The 17,804-nt window shown below is 60.4% G+C and carries 11 protein-coding genes and 2 pseudogenes; 11 read left to right on the top strand and 2 right to left on the bottom strand.

Translation table 11 applies throughout. The features are described 5' to 3' along the window. Nucleotides 1–75: 75 nt before the first annotated feature. A complete protein-coding gene (qhpR, locus tag JWV26_RS22170) occupies nucleotides 76–1,128 on the top strand; it encodes an AraC-like transcriptional regulator QhpR (protein ID WP_093052228.1) in 1,053 nt (350 codons plus the stop codon). 78 nt (nucleotides 1,129–1,206) lie between these two features. Here the strand turns inward: qhpR and JWV26_RS22165 are convergent, their stop codons facing one another. Beyond that, nucleotides 1,207–2,220: a phosphotransferase enzyme family protein gene (locus tag JWV26_RS22165; RefSeq protein ID WP_093052231.1), complete on the bottom strand. Its 1,014-nt coding sequence runs from the start codon at nucleotides 2,218–2,220 to the stop codon at nucleotides 1,207–1,209. A gap of 259 nt (nucleotides 2,221–2,479) precedes the next feature. On the opposite strand from JWV26_RS22165, the gene JWV26_RS22160 reads away from it, so the two are divergent. From JWV26_RS22160 to JWV26_RS22115, 10 genes and pseudogenes are all read left to right on the top strand, one after another. Continuing rightward, the gene (locus JWV26_RS22160) at nucleotides 2,480–3,790 is read left to right on the top strand and encodes an aspartate aminotransferase family protein (RefSeq protein ID WP_093052234.1); all 1,311 of its coding nucleotides are present in this window, start codon (nucleotides 2,480–2,482) and stop codon (nucleotides 3,788–3,790) included. Between the two features lie 55 nt (nucleotides 3,791–3,845). Further along, nucleotides 3,846–5,366, top strand: coding sequence for an acetaldehyde dehydrogenase ExaC (gene exaC, locus JWV26_RS22155; protein ID WP_093052237.1), 1,521 nt, complete (start codon nucleotides 3,846–3,848; stop codon nucleotides 5,364–5,366). Nucleotides 5,367–5,445: 79 nt separating this feature from the next. Next, a complete protein-coding gene (eat, locus tag JWV26_RS22150; RefSeq protein WP_093052240.1) occupies nucleotides 5,446–6,894 on the top strand; it encodes an ethanolamine permease in 1,449 nt (482 codons plus the stop codon). A 95-nt stretch (nucleotides 6,895–6,989) separates the two neighbouring features. Continuing rightward, nucleotides 6,990–7,640: pseudogene (locus tag JWV26_RS22145) on the top strand (AMP-binding protein); the annotation flags it as partial. Next, complete coding sequence (locus tag JWV26_RS24655; RefSeq protein ID WP_083431589.1) at nucleotides 7,591–7,764, top strand: AMP-binding enzyme; 174 nt, start codon at nucleotides 7,591–7,593, stop codon at nucleotides 7,762–7,764. The pseudogene JWV26_RS22145 and the gene JWV26_RS24655, both read left to right, overlap by 50 nt. Nucleotides 7,765–7,929: 165 nt before the next feature. Next, nucleotides 7,930–8,894: pseudogene (locus JWV26_RS22135) on the top strand (bifunctional GNAT family N-acetyltransferase/nucleoside diphosphate kinase regulator). 591 nt (nucleotides 8,895–9,485) lie between these two features. Beyond that, nucleotides 9,486–10,103: a translesion DNA synthesis-associated protein ImuA gene (imuA, locus tag JWV26_RS22130; RefSeq protein WP_074915028.1), complete on the top strand. Its 618-nt coding sequence runs from the start codon at nucleotides 9,486–9,488 to the stop codon at nucleotides 10,101–10,103. Between the two features lie 7 nt (nucleotides 10,104–10,110). Beyond that, the gene (locus JWV26_RS22125; protein WP_206417832.1) at nucleotides 10,111–11,520 is read left to right on the top strand and encodes a Y-family DNA polymerase; all 1,410 of its coding nucleotides are present in this window, start codon (nucleotides 10,111–10,113) and stop codon (nucleotides 11,518–11,520) included. Then, nucleotides 11,517–14,585 carry an error-prone DNA polymerase gene (locus JWV26_RS22120; protein ID WP_206417831.1) on the top strand — a complete coding sequence of 1,023 codons (3,069 nt, stop codon included), beginning with the start codon at nucleotides 11,517–11,519 and terminating at the stop codon, nucleotides 14,583–14,585. The genes JWV26_RS22125 and JWV26_RS22120 overlap by 4 nt, the downstream gene beginning before the upstream one ends. 345 nt (nucleotides 14,586–14,930) lie before the next feature. Next, entirely contained in the window at nucleotides 14,931–16,184 is a 1,254-nt protein-coding gene (locus JWV26_RS22115) for an OprD family porin (RefSeq protein WP_074915023.1), read from the top strand. Between the two features lie 33 nt (nucleotides 16,185–16,217). Here the strand turns inward: JWV26_RS22115 and pdxR are convergent, their stop codons facing one another. Then, nucleotides 16,218–17,717 carry a MocR-like pyridoxine biosynthesis transcription factor PdxR gene (pdxR, locus tag JWV26_RS22110; RefSeq protein WP_206417830.1) on the bottom strand — a complete coding sequence of 500 codons (1,500 nt, stop codon included), beginning with the start codon at nucleotides 17,715–17,717 and terminating at the stop codon, nucleotides 16,218–16,220. Nucleotides 17,718–17,804 lie beyond the last annotated feature (87 nt).

Raw genomic sequence — 17,804 nt, 5'->3', positions numbered from 1 at the left:
CATGAACCTTGCATTGATATTGTGCTTGCCAAAACCGACCTAACGGTCCCATCAGCATTCATGTGAGAGGTTGCCATGCAACTTGCCACTACGCGACGACTCGCCGATCAGCTTCAATCCATTGGCGTCCTCAGTTCGGCTGCTACGGGCCTGGCTGAATTCATCCAGCTGAAAGGTGGCGATGTAGACCGAATCTTCGGTCATGCGGGGTTCGACCCGGAGCATCTGCAGCATCCAACGTTGAGCCTTGATCTCAAGCAGTATTGCGCTGTCTTCGAAGAGGCTGCGCGCCAGACCCAGGATGACAACTTTGGTTTGCGCTACGGCAATCAATTCAAACCCGATAGCCTGGGTATGCTCGGTTATGTCGGCATCTGTTCGGAAACCCTGGGAGACGCACTGCGTAACGTGGTGAAGGTGTTTCCTGTTCATCAGCAAGGCAGCTTGCTGCGGCTTGAGGTGGAGGGCGAATGGTGCCGGCTCGATTACCAGGTCCAGTACGGTGCGATCTTTCGCAAGCGTCAGGACGCTGAACTGTCCATGGGCATGTTCACCAACTTGATGCGTCACGCGCTCGGCCATAAATGGGCCCCTGAGCGGGTTCATTTCGAGCACCCTCAGCCAGAGGCCTGGCACGAACACTGTAAGGCCTTCGATGCTCCTGTCTTCTTTGGCCAGCCCTGTAATTCGCTGGTGTTCAGGAAGAGTGCGCTGGAGAAAGCCATGCCCGATCGGGATGGTCGCCTGCTGGCCATCGTCATGGAAAGCATGGAACTGTTGGCGCGCCAATGGGGCGAGCAGCAGGGGGGGCATGGCATCATCAACGATGTGCAGGCGCAGATCCGAATTCAGCTGGCTGAGGGGGAGCCTAGCCTCGAGCAAGTGGCGGACCTGCTGAATATTACACCCTGGAGTTTGCAACGACGCCTTGGCGAGAGAGGATTGACCTTTTCTGCTCTGGTCGAAAAGGTGCGTCAGGAACTGGCCCAGTATTACCTGACCCGAACGAGCTTACCCATCTCCGAGCTCGCACTTCTGCTTGGTTATTCAGAGACCAGTGCCTTTTCGCGCGCTTTCCGGCGTTGGCACGGGGCGAGTCCGAAACAGTGGCGCAAGTCTGACGCGTAATTCGGTCGGCATCTCAGGACTCGATGCCGCCGCCAAAGCGCTATTTCTTGAAAGTGTCCGAATTTCGTTCATGGGGCATCATCGAAGTGCGACCTGGGCGAGTCCATCGTTCAAATATCGCCGGCATAAATCAACGCTTTGTTTCGCCCAGTTCGCCCCCAGGTTGCGGACTTGCTGGGTGTCAGCATGGGTTCCGGTCCAGGCCAGAAGCTGGATGCGCCGCTGAATGATGAAGGTCGGGATCATGGCTATGTCATAGGCCGTCAAACGACTAACCGCCGCATAACCGGCCAGCCAATGTTCGATCCAGTCATTCAGTCGATCATGATGCTCATAGAAACTCAGGGCTGAAGCCAGGTCATGCATGTACCAGCCAAAACCACAGTCGTCGAAATCGATAACGTGTGTGTGCTCATGATCGACCAGCAAATTGGCCAAGCGCAGATCGGCATGAATCAAACCGTAACGCTTGGCGTCCTGACCGTAGCTCGCCAGCTCGCTCTCCACGCGCTGTAACACCTCCTCGATCAAAGCAAACGCGCTGCTGTCCAGATTGACCGCATCTCGCCAATTGCCCCAATGTCCCTCGGGGCCGACCATGCTTTGGTGATTCCAGACAATCCGGTGAAAGTCGGCAGGACGCTGCCATTGCTGGCTGTGCTGGTGCAGCTTTGCGGTAATGGCGCCCAACCGCATGAAGGCACTGACGTCGACATCTGCAGTGGGCTCGGTCCCGTTGACCCAGTTGAACAGCACCAGATTGAGTTCTCTGCCGAAACCTACTTCAGCACTCTGCACATAGTGCCCATCCAGGCCAATGACGGGCCGCGGGACTCGAATGCCTGATGCCTGCAGAGCGCTCAGCCAGTCCAGTTCGCTCTCGATATCGGACCGCTGGTGATAGCCATGCTTGTGCACGCGCAAGGCATAACGATGCCCGCTCGGTGTGTCGATGCGATATGTAGCGTTCTCTGAGTGACACAGCAGTGTTACTTGCCCTTGCACATGGGGCGGGTAGCAGAGGGCGAGCGTGCGAATCGCCACATCTTGCAGGGTCTGAAGGCCGATTTCTTCTTCTTTTGCAGTGCTCATGTGCCAGCTCCAGCGTGTTCTGAGGAAAAGTCAGCATCAGGATGGAGTGACTGTTGCGGGTGTGCTTGACCCTGGGAGGGGGGAATCTGACTGCAGAGGACAATTACAAGATTCAAGTCGAAAAGTTGACCGCAGCGCAGATAACGAATCTGCCAAGGTCAAGTCGCGAGAAGAAACCAGCGGCACTATTTCCATCACGCATCTGATGCCTGGATGCCGCTTCCGGTACTTCTTTGCACGCCTAGCGAGGCCGTTCACCATGCTGAAAACCAACGCTTTTTCACAGGAAAGCAGTAACTCTCTCTCGCCGCGTACCCGCGAGATGATCGAGCGTCGGCGGCGTTTGCTCGGCCCTGGGTATCAATTGTTCTATCAGAACCCGCTGCACCTGGTGCGTGGCGAAGGTGTCTGGGTCCACGATGTCGATGGGCAGCGCTACCTGGACGTTTATAACAACGTGCCGTCAGTCGGGCATTGCCACCCACATGTCGTCGATGCCCTGTGTCGCCAGGCGCGTCTGCTCAATACGCACACTCGTTACCTGGACGACAACATCCTGGATTTTGCGGAGAAACTGTTGGGCACCATGCCCGCCGAGCTGAGCCAGGTAATGTTCACCTGCACGGGCAGCGAGGCCAACGATCTTGCGGTGCGTATCGCTCGTGAGCATACCGGCGGCACCGGCGTGATCGTTACGAACTACGCCTACCACGGACTCACCGCCAGCATTGCCGAACTGTCCTCCTCGCAGTTTTCGCAGATCGCGGCGAGCCCTGATGTACGTACGGTCGCGGCGCCGATACATAGCCCGGAAAACCCCGAGGAAGTCGGCCGACGTTTCGCTGCCGATGTGCGTGCTGCGCTGGCTGATATGCGCAGCCACGGTATCAAGCCTGCGGCACTGCTGCTGGACTCGTTCTTCACCAGCGATGGCGCTTTCTTCGAACCGTCCGGGTTCTTGCGAGACGCCGTCGAGGCCGTGCGAGAGGCCGGCGGCCTGTATATCGCCGATGAGGTCCAGCCAGGCTATGGGCGTTCGGGGCGTCATATGTGGGGCTTCCAGTGCCATGGCCTGGTCCCGGACATCGTCACCCTGGGCAAACCGATGGGTAATGGCCACCCAATGGCGGGCATCACCATCAAGCCGCAAATCCTTCAGCGTTTCGCCAACGAGTCAGGCTATTTCAACACCTTTGCCGGCAACCCGGTTTCATCCGCTGTCGGCTTGGCGGTGCTGGAAGTGATCGAGCGGGAAAACCTCATCGCCAATGCCCACGAGTCCGGCAAGTTCATGCTCGAAGGACTCCGGCGCCTGGCCGTACGCCACCCGGTCATCGGTGATGTGCGTGGCATGGGGCTGTACCTCGGCGTCGACTTCACTACCCCGGAGGGTGCGCCCGATGCCGCGACTGCTGCGCAAGTGGTCAACGGCTTGCGAGAGGAGCACGTGCTGATCGGCGCCGCCGGTCCACATGTCAATACCCTCAAGATTCGCCCACCGCTGGTCTTCCAGCGCGAGCATGCAGAGATTTTCCTGAACAGCTTGGAGCGCGTGCTCGAGCGACTCTGACCGGCGCAGCGGTACTGCGTCCGACAATCACAACAACAATGTCACGGAGAGCACCATGATCTACGCGAAACCCGGAACACCCGATGCGGTCATCCAACTCAAGCCGCAATATGGCAACTATATCGGTGGCGCGTTCGTGGCCCCGGTCAAAGGCCTGTACTTCAGCAATACCAGCCCGGTCGATGGCTCGTTGATTGGTGAGTTCCCACGCTCAGGCAGCGACGATATCGAGTTAGCCCTGGATGCCGCCCATGCTGCTGCCGGCGCCTGGGGCCGCACCAGCGTGCAGGAACGTTCGCACATCCTGCTGAAAATCGCCGACCGTATCGAAGCCAATCTCGAACTGCTGGCCGTGGCCGAAACCTGGGACAACGGTAAGGCCGTTCGCGAAACCCTGAATGCCGACGTGCCCCTGGCCGCCGACCACTTCCGCTACTACGCAGGGTGCATCCGCGCCCAGGAAGGCAGCGCCGCCGAAATCGATGAACACACCGCGGCCTATCACTTCCACGAGCCCCTTGGCGTGGTCGGGCAGATCATTCCGTGGAACTTTCCGTTGTTGATGGCCGCCTGGAAACTAGCCCCCGCACTGGCCGCAGGTAACTGCGTGATCTTGAAGCCTGCCGAGCAGACCCCGTTGTCGATTACCGTGCTGATGGAGCTGATCGGCGACCTGCTGCCGCCGGGCGTGCTCAATGTGGTGCAAGGCTATGGCCGCGAAGCCGGCGAGGCCCTGGCCACCAGCAAACGTATCGCCAAGATCGCCTTTACCGGCTCCACCCCGGTGGGCTCGCACATTCTCAAGTGCGCCGCCGAGAACATCATCCCCTCGACCGTGGAGTTGGGCGGCAAGAGCCCGAACATCTTCTTCGAAGACATCATGAACGCCGAGCCTGCCTTTATCGAAAAGGCCGCCGAAGGCCTGGCGCTGGCTTTCTTCAACCAAGGCGAGGTGTGCACCTGCCCGTCGCGCGCGCTGGTGCAGGAGTCGATCTACCCACAGTTCATGGAAGTGGTGCTGAAAAAGGTGCAGCAGATCAAGCGCGGCAACCCGCTGGACACCGACACCATGGTCGGCGCCCAGGCCTCTCAGCAGCAGTTCGAGAAGATCCTGTCGTACATGGAGATTGCCCAGGAGGAGGGTGCTGAGCTGCTGACCGGTGGCAAGGTGGAGAAGCTCGAAGGCTCCTTGGCCACCGGTTACTACATCCAGCCGACCCTGCTCAAGGGCCACAACAAGATGCGCGTGTTCCAGGAAGAGATCTTCGGCCCGGTGGTCAGCGTCACCACTTTCAAGGACGAAGCCGAGGCCCTGGCGATTGCCAACGACACCGAGTTCGGCCTGGGCGCCGGGGTGTGGACTCGCGACATCAACCGTGCCTACCGGATGGGGCGCGGTATCAAGGCTGGCCGCGTATGGACCAACTGCTACCACCTGTACCCGGCGCATGCCGCGTTCGGTGGCTACAAGAAGTCTGGGGTAGGGCGCGAGACTCACAAGATGATGCTCGACCACTACCAGCAGACCAAGAACTTGCTGATCAGCTACGACATCAACCCGTTGGGGTTCTTCTGAGTACTGCCATAGCCACTCCCTAATTCGCCTCACGCCGCCGTGCAGGTGCATGGCGGCTGACATGAAGAGGACCCAACTTATGTCCATTCAACAAGAACAAACAATCAGCCTCGCGCGCGGTGTCGAAACCGAGAATGTCGATGCGCAATATTTCCAGAATCGACAGTTGAAACAAGGTGCTGCGGGATGGGTGCTGCTTATCGGTCTGGGGGTTGCCTATGTCATATCGGGTGACTTTGCCGGCTGGAACTTCGGCCTGGCCCAAGGCGGGTGGGGCGGCATGTTCCTCGCCACCTTGCTGATGGCCGCCATGTACCTGTGCATGTGCTTCTCCATGGCCGAGTTGTCTTCGATGATTCCCACCGCAGGTGGCGGTTACGGCTTCGTCCGCACGGCCTTCGGGCCCTGGGGCGGCTTCTTCGCCGGGGCGGCGATCCTGCTCGAGTACGCCATCGCGCCGGCCGCTATCGCGGTTTTCATCGGTGCCTACTGTGAGTCACTGTTCGGCGTTGGTGGCTGGCCGATCTACCTGGCGTTCTACACGCTGTTCATCGGTATCCATGTGCTCGGTGCGGGAGAGGCCCTGAAGGTGATGTTCGTCATTACTGCAGTGGCGGCCATCGCACTTGGCCTGTTCATCGTGGCTATGGTTCCGCACGTCGAGATTGCTAACCTGTTCGATATCCCGGCGAGCGAAGCCAAGGGTGCCAGCAGCTTCCTGCCATTCGGCTATGTCGGCATCTGGGCCGCAATCCCTTACGCGATGTGGTTCTTCCTCGCCGTGGAGGGTGTCGCTCTGGCCGCAGAGGAAACCAAGAACCCCACGCGCGACCTGCCACGTGGCTTGATCGGCTCGATGCTGCTACTGCTCATCTTCGCCGCGTTGATCCTACTGGTAGGCCCTGGGGCTGCGGGTGCCGAGGCGCTGATGGACTCGGGCAATCCACTGGTGGCGGCCCTAGAGGCGGTGTATGGGGGTTCGACCTGGATGAGCCAGTTCGTCAACCTGGTTGGCTTGGCCGGACTGATCGCCAGTTTCTTCTCGGTGATCTATGCCTACTCGCGGCAGATCTTTGCCCTGTCGCGAGCGGGCTACCTGCCACGCAAGATGTCGGTCACCAATCGCAACAAGGCGCCGGTCCACGCGTTGGTAATACCAGGGTTCATCGGCTTCGGTCTGTCGCTGACGGGGCAGGGTGACTTGCTGATCCTGGTCGTGGTGTTCGGCGCTACGCTGTCCTACGTACTGATGATGGCGGCGCACATCTCCCTGCGCATCCGTCGCCCGGACATGCAGCGCCCGTATCGCACGCCAGGTGGCATCGTCACGTCGTCATTCGCCTTGATCCTGGCGGCGATCGCCTTGGTCGCCGGCTTCCTGGTAGACCCGAAAGTGATGATGGGTACGGCGGCAATCTACGGGCTCTTCATTGCCTACTTTGCGCTATACAGCCGCCACCACCTGGTGTCCGGCACGCCAGAGGAAGAGTTCGCGGCTATCCAGGAAACCGAAGAAACGCCTCATTAGCCGCCAGGCGAGGCCTTTCAACACCTGAATCAGAGCTAACAATCAGCCACTGAAGGCTACCTGCTTGGCGGGTGGCCTTCCTGCAGGAAAACCTCATGTCGATTTTCGAAACTGGCCTGACGCCCTTGTCGGTTAACCACGTAGCGCTCTCACCGCTGAGCTTCATCGAGCGCACCGCAGCGGTTTACGGACAATATCCCGCGGTGATCCACGGTTCCTTGAGACGCAACTGGCAAGACACCTATGAGCGTTGCCGACGTCTTGCCAGTGCGCTCAGCCGCAGGGGCATCGGCAAGGGCGATACGGTGGCGGTGATGCTGCCCAACATCCCGGCGATGCTCGAAGTGCACTTTGGCGTGCCGATGATTGGCGCGGTGCTCAACACGCTGAACGTACGCCTCGATGCGCCGGCGATTGCCTTCATGCTCGAACACGGCGAGGCGAAGGTGTTGATCACTGATCGCGAGTTCCATAGCGTGATCCGTGAGGCCCTGAGTTTGCTGGCGCATCCACCATTGGTGGTCGATGTCGACGACCCCGAGTATGGCGAAGGGCAGGCGGTCAGCGACCTGGACTACGAAGCATTGCTGGCCGAAGGCGACCCGCAATTCGCCTGGCAGTGGCCCGAGGACGAATGGCAGGCCATCTCGCTCAACTACACCTCCGGCACCACCGGTAACCCCAAGGGCGTGGTCCATCGCCCTCAAGGAGGGGAGTGCGGACACTCGGGAGGAGGACATCATTGGGTTTTGCCGCGAGCAACTGGCCAGTTACAAATTGCCCAAAACCGTGGTGTTCCGTGAGCTGCCGAAGACCTCGACGGGCAAAATACAGAAATACTTGCTGCGCGACTGGGCCAGGGCGCTCTGATAAACCATGTGAGATGCGGTTCAAGTGGAGTAGTGGAGGGGATGTCGCCGTTGAGCGAAGCGGCAATGGCGATAGCTGAATGCTTTGATTAGCTTGAGTGCCGCGCAGGCGGTTCGGCATTACTCGCGTTATGGCTTAAAGTGGCTGGTTGCCGAAAGAACCGTCATGGCCATAGCCATGAAGGGCTTTCATTCTTTGCATATAAGTGTGTGGTGAAGATGAACAAGCCTTTCATTTCGCTGTGCCCTGAAATTACTCGGGCACACGCACTGACGCTGATGGAGTGGTTGCAGGATGAGCGCGTCACCTGCTATCTGAGCGATTCACGTCATGTTTCCCGCTCTATCGAGCAAGCCATCGAACGAACTCAATTGCCGATCCTGACCCATCTGTTCAACCGGGGCGGCCGATTTTTCATGGCTTACGACCGACATGATGAACCGGTAGGCTTTGTCCGACTGATCAAGACCGGCCGCGATTGCGAGATAGTCCTGGCCATCGGAGACAGCAACAAATGGGGCCAAAACCTTGGTGCACGTACGATTCGCGAAGGCATGAAACTGGCCTTCCTCGACATACGGGCCGAGAAGCTCATCGCCAAGATCCATCCGGACAACACGCGCTCGCTGAAAACCTTTCAACGCAGCGGTTTTCTGCTTGAGAGTGAAACGCCGACATTGAAGTCATTTTCCATGACGGCGGGGCGCTACCTCCAGTTATTACGTGAAGGCGCCGTTGGCGACTCCACGGGGATCTATATCACTGAAATCGACAAGGCCAGGCTCGAATGTCTGATCGCGCTCGAGCAAGGCCCGGCCGTTGTTGAGCTCGAACATGAGCTTGAGCGGGCCATCGTCGTCAAGCCGCAACAGGTGGCGTGCAATGTCGTCACGATGAACTCCAGGGCCTTGTTGCAGCTGGATGACGAAGAGATCGAAGTGGCCTTGGTCTATCCTGAGGACGCGGACAGCAGCGCTGGCAAGCATTCCGTGTGTTCCGACATCGGCGCCGCCATCCTGGGCTATCAGGAGGGCGACGCCATCGACTGGCGAGTGTCTGATCGGACTCGCCGGATCGAGATCAGGAAAGTGCTATATCAGCCGGAGGCCGCAGGCGATTACCACCTGTAACTGCGCCTTTAACTAAGAATTCGGTCATCAGGCATGAGGATTTCTCAAAGAGCGGGGATCGCGTTACGTGCCTGATGCGAACCAGCTGTCACAGTGGTTCACCGCATACTCAAGCCAATATGTAATTTAACATAATATACATTATGCGAACCTATGGTTTATCCAATGTGGGAACTCTTACTCTCGATTTGGCCAGACTGAATTACCTATGTTGGCTCCCAGACACTTGAAACGCCGGGCTTCATCGTTCCCATGGTCCATTGATCCATGGGCTCCCATGGGCCTTGAGATCTTTCACAACCGCATCTGCAGCTCCGCTTTGCGGTCGACAATCCTAGGTGCGCGCAGCGATAAATTTCCGAGAAGCCATATGGGTTCGCTTCGAGTCAGCGTCTGCACAACACGACGGATCGTATGAGTCGGTTGTACGTAGATCACGATTCCCTGGATCGACACGATTCTCCGGACTGATTTATTCGGCTGACTCGGCTGCGTCTCGGTAACCAGGCTGAGCACCTTATCGCGATTCTCTTGACCCATGCGTCGGCTCAAATAATACTGTATTCATATACAGTATTTGGTTGCTACTCCATGTCATCCGTGGTCGCGCTTGACCGGTTGATCGACGCTCGCCGCGTATGGCGAGGCCAGGTCGTTTCATCGCCGTCGGGCGCCAATTTCTCAACTGGACATCAGTTTCTCGACGCCGCATTGCCAGGTGGCGGCTGGCCTAAGGCTGCACTCAGTGAAATTCTCACGACTGCGCCTGGCATCGGCGAGCTGAGCTTGCTGTGGCCGACCCTTGCCAGGCTGACGGTTTCCGGCGAACGGGTGGTGCTAATCTCCCCTCCTCATCTGCCCTACCCTCAGGCCTGGATTCATGCCGGCGTCGATTTGCGCCAACTGAGCATCATCCAGGCAGATGGCCGCGATGCCCTGTGGGCTGCCGAACAATGCTTGCGTTCGGGGAGTTGTGGCGCGGTGTTGAGCTGGTTGCGTCAGGCCGATGATCGCTCGCTAAGACGTCTGCAGGTGGCCGCTGCGACCGGACAAACCCTGGCTTTCGCCTATCGGCCGCAGGCAGAAGCGGCCAATCCTTCACCGGCAGCACTACGACTGGTGCTCGACAGTCAGCCAGCACAGTTGCGGGTGATCAAGTGCCGTGGTGGTTTGCCGCCTGCACAGCCGCTCGCGTTTGCCTGGCATTGAGCCTGCCATGCTCTGGGCTTGCATCTTGTTGCCGCAACTGGCCATGGACGGCGTGCAGCGCCACCGTGCCAGTCCCGACGAGCCGTTGGTGCTGCTTACCGGCTCGCCACAACGGCGCGTTCTTCAAGCCGTCAACCCGGCAGCCCGAGCCCTGGGACTGAAGCCCGGTCAGTCACTGACTGCAGCGCAGGCGCTGACACGTGGGTTTGCCACGGCAGAATACGATCTTGCGGCCATCGAGCGCTGGCAGCAGTTTCTGGCTGCCTGGGCCTATGGGTTCAGTGCCCAGGTCAGCCTGCACTATCCGCGCTGCCTGTTGCTGGAGGTACAGTCCAGTCTCGGACTGTTCGGCCCCTGGCCGCGTTTCGAAGCACGCCTGCGCGCCGAGCTTTCGGCGCTGACCTTCCAGCACCGTATTGCCGTCGCGCCGAATCCGGCAGCAGCCCGAGTGCTGGTCAATATCGGTGATGGGTTGATGGCAAGTGATGAGCGGATGCTCAAGCAGATGCTCGATCCCTTGCCAGTGGATCGGCTCGGGCTATCCGCCACGCTAACCACGGCCTTCAATCGCATGGGGCTCAGGCAGTTGCGGCAGTTGTTGGCTCTGCCGCGTGACAGCCTGGCCAAGCGTTTTCCTGCCGAAGTGCTACGTCATCTCGATACCCTGTCTGGCCAGCGCCCCTTAGCGCTGGATTTCTTCGTGCCTGCGGATGTTTTCGATACCCGTATCGAGCTGAATTTCGAAGTGGAATCGCATCAGGCACTGCTGTTCCCGTTGCGCCGGCTGACAGCCGATCTGGCGGCTTACCTGGCCTGTCGTGATAGTGGCGTGCAGCGTTTCACCCTGCACCTGGAACACCGCGCGGGTGCCGATACGCAGATACAAGTGGGCCTGCTCAGCGCCGAGCGTGATCCCGGCATGCTGTTCGAGCTGACACGTGGCCGTCTGGAACATCAGCAGCTACCAGCCCCGGTGCTGGCCGTGCGGCTGGAGGCGCGTGAACTGCCGACCTTCGCGCCGCAGCATCAGCAACTGTTCGACGAGCGTCCACAGCAGAACCAGCCCTGGGAGCAATTACGCGAGCGGCTAAGGGCGCGCCTCGGTGATGACGCTCTGCATGGCCTCGGTGCCAGAGCCGATCACCGCCCCGAGCATGCCTGGCTAAATGAACCTGCCAATCCCTTGCTGCCTCCCGGCGGCCCGCGCCCCGGCTGGCTGCTGAGCGAACCCCAGCCGCTGCGTGAAGCCTCGCTGCGCATCCTCTCCGGCCCGGAGCGCATCGAGTCCGGCTGGTGGGATGGCGAAGATGTGCGCCGCGACTATTACGTGGTGCAAACCCGTGCCGGTCAGCGCGGCTGGGCGTATCGCCCGGTCGGTAGTGATGGGCCATTGCTGCTGCACGGTTGGTTTGCATGAGCGATTACGCCGAGCTGCATTGCCTGTCCAACTTCAGTTTCCAGCGTGGCGCGTCCAGTGCGCAGGAGTTGTTCGAGCGTGCGGCAAGGCTGAACTATCGCGCCTTGGCAATCACCGATGAATGCACCCTGGCCGGCATCGTGCGCGCCTGGGAAGCCTCGAAGAAAACCGGGGTAAAGCTGATCGTAGGCAGCGAGGTGCTCATTGAGAAAGGCCCGAAGCTGGTGCTGCTGGCCGAGAACCTGACGGGCTATCAGGCGCTATGCGGCCTGATCACTCGGGCGCGGCGCCGAGCGGCAAAAGGCACTTATCGATTGCTGCACGAGGATTTCGTGGCGCCGCTCGATGGCCTGCTGGCCATCTGGCTCAGCGACGGTGACGCCAGCGCCCTGCCCTGGCTTTGCTCGCTGTTTCCCGAGCGTCTGTGGCTAGGCGTTGAGTTGCATCGTGGCGCGGACGATACCGCGCGCCTGCAGCGCCTGCTCGAGCTGGCAGGCGATCACGACCTGCCAGCCGTGGCCTGTGGCGACGTACACATGCATGCCCGTGGCCGCCGCGCCCTGCAGGATTGCATGAGCGCCATCCGTCATCATCTGCCCGTGGCTGAGGCCAGCGCCTATCTGTTTGCCAATGGCGAACGGCATCTGCGCCGGTTTGATGAGCTGGCCGAGCTCTATCCGTCCGAGCTGCTCATGCAGACGCTGTGCATCGCCGAACGCTGCCACTTCGATCTCGACGAGCTGGATTATCACTACCCACACGAGCTGGTGCCGGCAGGTCATGACCCCACTTCCTGGCTGCGCGTTCTGGTGGAACGTGGCGCCGCCGAGCGCTGGCGCGAAGGCGTGCCGACCGCCGCTCGCGCGCAGATCGAACACGAGCTGGCACTGATCGCCGAACTGGAATACGAAAGCTACTTTCTGACCGTGCACGACATCGTCCGCTTTGCCCGCGAGCAGCACATCCTCTGCCAGGGCCGGGGGTCGGCGGCCAACTCGAGCGTCTGTTTCGCCCTGGGTATCACCGAGCTGGACCCCACCCACAGCCGGCTGTTGTTCGAGCGTTTTCTCTCCCGCGAGCGCAACGAGCCGCCGGATATCGACGTCGATTTCGAGCATGAACGCCGTGAAGAAGTCATCCAGTACGTGTTTCGTCGCTACGGTCGAACGCGTGCGGCGCTCACGGCCGTGGTCAACACCTATCACGGCGCCGGGGCGATACGCGACGTCGCCAAGGCCCTTGGCTTGCCGCCAGACCAGATCAATGCCCTGGCTGACTGCTGTGGCCGCTGGAGCAGCGGCCCGCCAGCGCCCGAGCGACTGCTGGAGGCGGGGTTCGATCCGCAGAATCCACTGCTCAGGCGCGTGCTGATACTGACCGGCGAGTTGATCGGCTTTCCTCGCCATCTGTCGCAGCATCCGGGCGGTTTCGTCATTTCCGAGCACGCCCTCGATACGCTGGTGCCGGTGGAGAACGCGACGATGGCCGAGCGTACTGTCATCCAGTGGGACAAGGACGATCTGGACAGGGTCGGCCTGCTCAAGGTCGACGTGCTGGCTTTGGGTATGCTCAGCGTACTGCGCCGTTGTTTCGGCCTGATCGAGCGCTACCGAGGCACGCAGTGGACGCTGGCGACCCTGCCCAAGGAAGACCCGGCCACCTACGCCATGATCAGCCGTGCAGACACCATCGGCGCGTTCCAGATCGAGTCCCGTGCGCAGATGGCGATGCTGCCACGACTGCGCCCGAAGGAGTTCTACGACCTGGTGATCCAGGTGGCCATCGTCCGTCCGGGGCCGATTCAGGGCGACATGGTGCACCCCTACCTGCGTCGGCGAAACGGCGAAGAACCGATCGACTATCCCTCGGATGAACTCAAGCCGGTCTTCGAGCGTACACTCGGCGTGCCGCTGTTTCAGGAGCAGGTCATGGAGCTGGCCATCGTCGCTGCCGAGTACACCCCCGGCGAGGCGGATGAACTACGCCGCAGCATGGCCGCCTGGAAGCGTCATGGCGGGCTCGAACCGCATCGTCAGCGACTCACCTCGCGCATGCTGGAAAAGGGTTACACGCAGGCATTCACCGAGCGGATCTTCCGCCAGATCGAGGGCTTCGGCAGTTACGGTTTTCCCGAGTCGCACGCGGCCAGCTTCGCCCTGCTCGCCTATGCCAGTTGCTGGTTGAAGTGCCACGAGCCTGCTGCCTATGCCTGCGCGCTGGTCAATAGTTGGCCAATGGGCTTCTACAGCCCGGATCAGGTGCTGCAGGATGCACGGCGGCATGATGTCGAGGTGCGTCCCGTGGACGTGCATTACAGCGACTGGGATTGCAGCCTGGAGCCCGATGAACATGGCGAGCCGACCATTCGCCTGGGGCTGAGGATGATTCGTGGCATGCGCGAAGACGATGCGCGCCGTATCGAACAGGCGCGCCAGTGCGGCGCATTCCGTGATGTCGAAGACCTCAGCATACGTGCACGCCTGGATGCATCGGCGCGCGAGCGATTGGCCGATGCAGGCGCGCTCTCCGGCCTGGTTGGCCACCGCTACCAGGCGCGCTGGGCGGTTGCTGGCGTCGAGGAGCAGTTGCCGTTGTTCGCTGGCGTGTCTGCGCCGAGTGAAGAAATCCTGAATCTGCCTGCACCATCGCAAGGAGAAGACCTGCTGACCGACTATGCCACGCTTGGCACCACGCTCGGTCCGCATCCTCTGGCTCTGCTGCGCCAGGCGCTGCGCGCGATACGCTGCAAGAGCTCGCGGGAGCTACAGGCAGTTGAGCACGGCCGGCCTGTCAGCATTGCCGGTCTGGTGATCGGCCGGCAAAGGCCGCAAACCGCCAGCGGCGTCATTTTCGTCACCCTCGAAGATGAGTTCGGTCTGGTCAATGTGATCGTCTGGCACGACCTGGCCGAGCGGCAGCGACGGGTTCTGGTGCAGTCGCAGATGCTGCGCATCGATGGTCACCTGGAGACCGTCGACGGTGTGCGCCACGTGATTGCCGGGCGCCTGACGGACATGACGACGATGCTGACGGGCCTGGATATCCGCAGCCGCGATTTTCACTGAGCCATGGTTTGAACCGCCACGCACGGCTGGCTGAGAAAGACGAGAACAAAAAAAGGCCGCACTGGATCACCAGGCGGCCACAAGTCGTCTTAACCAAAGGAGATGAAGTGGAGCCAGAGCGACGGCTTCCGGGAGTGTTGCAAAAACCGCCGCCTATGGAATCTTCATCGGGGAGAAGCCTACCCCCGCTCGCTGCCAACCCCTCATCGAAGAAGTCGATAGTGATCATCGACCACCTTCAGTAGTGCCTGTACCGTCTCGGTGATATTTATGAGCGGTCCGTTTGGACTGGGCCTTGTCTCGATGCGAGGCCTGACAAGAAAACATACCAACACCGGAGCACTCATGCACAAGAAGCACTGTCTCGCGCTGGCTTGCAGCCTCGCGCTGGGCGGGCAGTTGGCTCATGCCAGCAGCCAGTCCGAAGCCAATGGTTTCGTCGAGGACGCCAGCCTCGATCTGTTGCTGCGCAATGCCTACTTCAACCGTGATTTCAAAGACAACACCAACGATGCCAAGACCTGGGGACAGGGCTTCATCGCCACCTTCGAGTCGGGTTTTACCCAGGGCACCGTCGGCTTTGGCGTCGATGCTTTCGGCCTGCTCGGGGTCAAGCTCGACAGTGGTCGCGGTCGCAACTATCGCCCCTTCTTCGATACCGATAGCGAAGGTCGCCCGGTGGACGACCTGTCCCAGGCTGGCGGTGCAGTGAAGCTGCGCATCTCCAATACCGTGATCAAGTACGGCAACCAGTTCCCTTCCCTGCCGGTTCTGGCCCATGACGACACTCGTCTGCTGCCACAGTCGTTCACCGGCACGCTGGTCACCAGCAATGAAATCGACGGCCTGGAACTGAATGCAGGCCGTTTCACCGCTGACAGCCCGATGGGTGACTCGGCTCGCGACCCCAACCGACTCAAGAGCATCGACGTGTTCGGTGGCAGCTACGCCGTCAGCGACGATCTGAGTGTGGCGCTCTATCACGCTGACCTCGAGGACATGTACAAACGCTATTACGCCAACGTCAATTACAACTTGGTGTTGGCCGCCGAACAGGCGTTGAATTTCGACTTCAACATCTATCGCACCAAGTACGACACCGGTTCAGTAGCGGCCCTGGATTACGGCGGCGATGGCGAAGGTGACCGCAACACTATCTGGAGCTTGGCGGCCAAGTACAGCATCGGCGCCCATGCCTTCATCGTCGCGCACCAGCGCAACAGCGGCGATGCCGGATTTGCCAAAGATTATGGCGACGGCGGCGGAACCATCTATGTGGCCAACTCCTACTACTCGGACTTCAACCTGAAGGACGAGCGCTCCTGGCAGGCCAGCTACGAGCTGAACTTCGCCGAGTACGGCGTGCCGGGTCTTCGTTACAAGTTCGCCTACGTACGCGGTGACAACATCGATACCGGCAGCGACAACAATGGTACCGAACGCGAGATCTTCAACCAGATCGGCTACACCTTCCAGAGTGGCGCTGCCAAGGATCTGCACCTGCGTCTGCGTAACTCCATCTACCGCTCCAGCACCGACGTAGGGCCGGATCTCAACGAGATTCGTGCTTTTGTCGAATACCCGCTGAGTATCCTCTGATGGTCGCTGCCCCGGCCTCGGCCGGGGCAGTTCTCAGCCGCGCAGGGTGTGCGCAACTGCCCTGGCGGCATCCTCGATGGCGCGTTCTTCATAAGGCGCAAAGCCCATTACCAACCCTGGTGGCCTTGCCTCGACGCAGTAGCTCGCCAGTGGCAACGCGTCGATACCGGCAGCCTGCAAACGCGCGAAAGCTTCCTGCTCGTTCTCCACCTGCAAGTGGCAGGCGATATCCATACCTGCACGAATTTCCGGCACATCGATCAGCCCTTGCCAGTGCTTGTGCGCGGCCTCGGCGAAGGCATCGGCACGCGTTGCGTAGATCTTGCGCATGCGCCGCACGTGACGGTCGAAATGCCCCTCATGGATGAAGTCGGCCAGCACGGCCTGCGCCAGGCTGTTGGCATGGCGCGAAATCAGTGCCGAAGCGCGGGTGAAACTCTCCACAAGATGCTCGGGCAGCACCAGATAGGCCAGACGAATCGAGGGAAACAGCAGTTTGCTGAAGGTGCCAGCCATGATCACCGAGTGCTCGGCGCTCGGCATGGAGCGCAGTGCCGGAATGGGCTTGGCGATGAAACGGTACTCGCTGTCGTAGTCGTCTTCGAAGATGTAACTGCCCTGCTCCGCCGCCCATTTCAGCAAGGCCAGGCGCCGTGCAGGCGACAACTCGCCGCCCATTGGTGCCTGGCGTGAGGGGGTGACGTAAGCCAACCGAGCGCCAGGAGCCATGCGCCTCCCCTCGTCCACCTTGAGGCCGGAACGATCTACCGGCACGTCCACTCGCGTCACTCCAGAGATGTCCATCAACTGCCGTGCGCCGGGATAACCGGGATCTTCCATCCAGACCTGAGAGTCGCCTGGAGCCAGCAAGCGCAGGCATATATCCAAGCCTTGTTGCACGCTGCCGAGCACCAGGATGCGTTCCGGTGAAACCTGTACCCCACGGGCGATGGCCAGATAGCCGGCGATGGCTTCACGCAGCTCGGGCAGGCCTGCCGGGTCGGCGTCGAGCAACATCGTCAGGCGCGAGCTACGCAACTGCTGGGTGTGCAACTTGCGCCACAGGTCGATGGGAAAGGCGTTGATATCGCCACGGTGAGGAAAGAACGGACGCACGCCGGTTGGCAGCGTTCGCCGCGAGAAGATTGGTTCGATCTCGGCCAGACGCTTTAGCCAGGGCGTGTCAGGTGCTGTGCGCTTCTCTTGCACTTCGGCCACCACCTTGCGCCGAACGTATCCGGCGTTCAGCGTCGGGTCCGGCAACACCTCGCTGACGCGCGTACCGCTGCCGGTTCGAGCTTGCAGATAGCCTTCGGAAAGCAACTGCTGATAGGCAGCCTGCACCGTCCCACGCGCCAGGCCGTAGTACTCGGCCATGGAGCGAGTACTGGGTAGCTTGCTGCCAGCGGGCAGGCGCCCACTCAGAATCGCGCGACGCAGCGACTCGTATAGCCATCCCTGCAGGCTGACTCCCTCCTCCGGCGTTCCCAGCGGCAGAAAGACCACTTGCGGTGGGGTTTTATCGAGTGGCATAGGGTCCTCGAAGTGGACTAATTATTTTTGCAGATACTGGATCAATACCCTGATCCAAAACAACCACACAATCGATCCCGTAGCCAG

Source organism: Ectopseudomonas toyotomiensis (assembly GCF_017167985.1).
GTDB classification, from domain to species: Bacteria; Pseudomonadota; Gammaproteobacteria; order Pseudomonadales; family Pseudomonadaceae; genus Aquipseudomonas; species Aquipseudomonas toyotomiensis.
This window is presented reverse-complemented; position numbering and strand designations above follow the sequence as displayed.

Coding starts and splice junctions, on each gene's coding strand:
- qhpR (WP_093052228.1), top strand. CDS start 76: ATGCAACTTGCCACTACGCGACGACTCGCCGATCAGCTTCAATCCATT.
- JWV26_RS22165 (WP_093052231.1), bottom strand. CDS start 2,220: ATGAGCACTGCAAAAGAAGAAGAAATCGGCCTTCAGACCCTGCAAGAT.
- JWV26_RS22160 (WP_093052234.1), top strand. CDS start 2,480: ATGCTGAAAACCAACGCTTTTTCACAGGAAAGCAGTAACTCTCTCTCG.
- exaC (WP_093052237.1), top strand. CDS start 3,846: ATGATCTACGCGAAACCCGGAACACCCGATGCGGTCATCCAACTCAAG.
- eat (WP_093052240.1), top strand. CDS start 5,446: ATGTCCATTCAACAAGAACAAACAATCAGCCTCGCGCGCGGTGTCGAA.
- imuA (WP_074915028.1), top strand. CDS start 9,486: ATGTCATCCGTGGTCGCGCTTGACCGGTTGATCGACGCTCGCCGCGTA.
- JWV26_RS22125 (WP_206417832.1), top strand. CDS start 10,111: ATGCTCTGGGCTTGCATCTTGTTGCCGCAACTGGCCATGGACGGCGTG.
- JWV26_RS22120 (WP_206417831.1), top strand. CDS start 11,517: ATGAGCGATTACGCCGAGCTGCATTGCCTGTCCAACTTCAGTTTCCAG.
- JWV26_RS22115 (WP_074915023.1), top strand. CDS start 14,931: ATGCACAAGAAGCACTGTCTCGCGCTGGCTTGCAGCCTCGCGCTGGGC.
- pdxR (WP_206417830.1), bottom strand. CDS start 17,717: ATGCCACTCGATAAAACCCCACCGCAAGTGGTCTTTCTGCCGCTGGGA.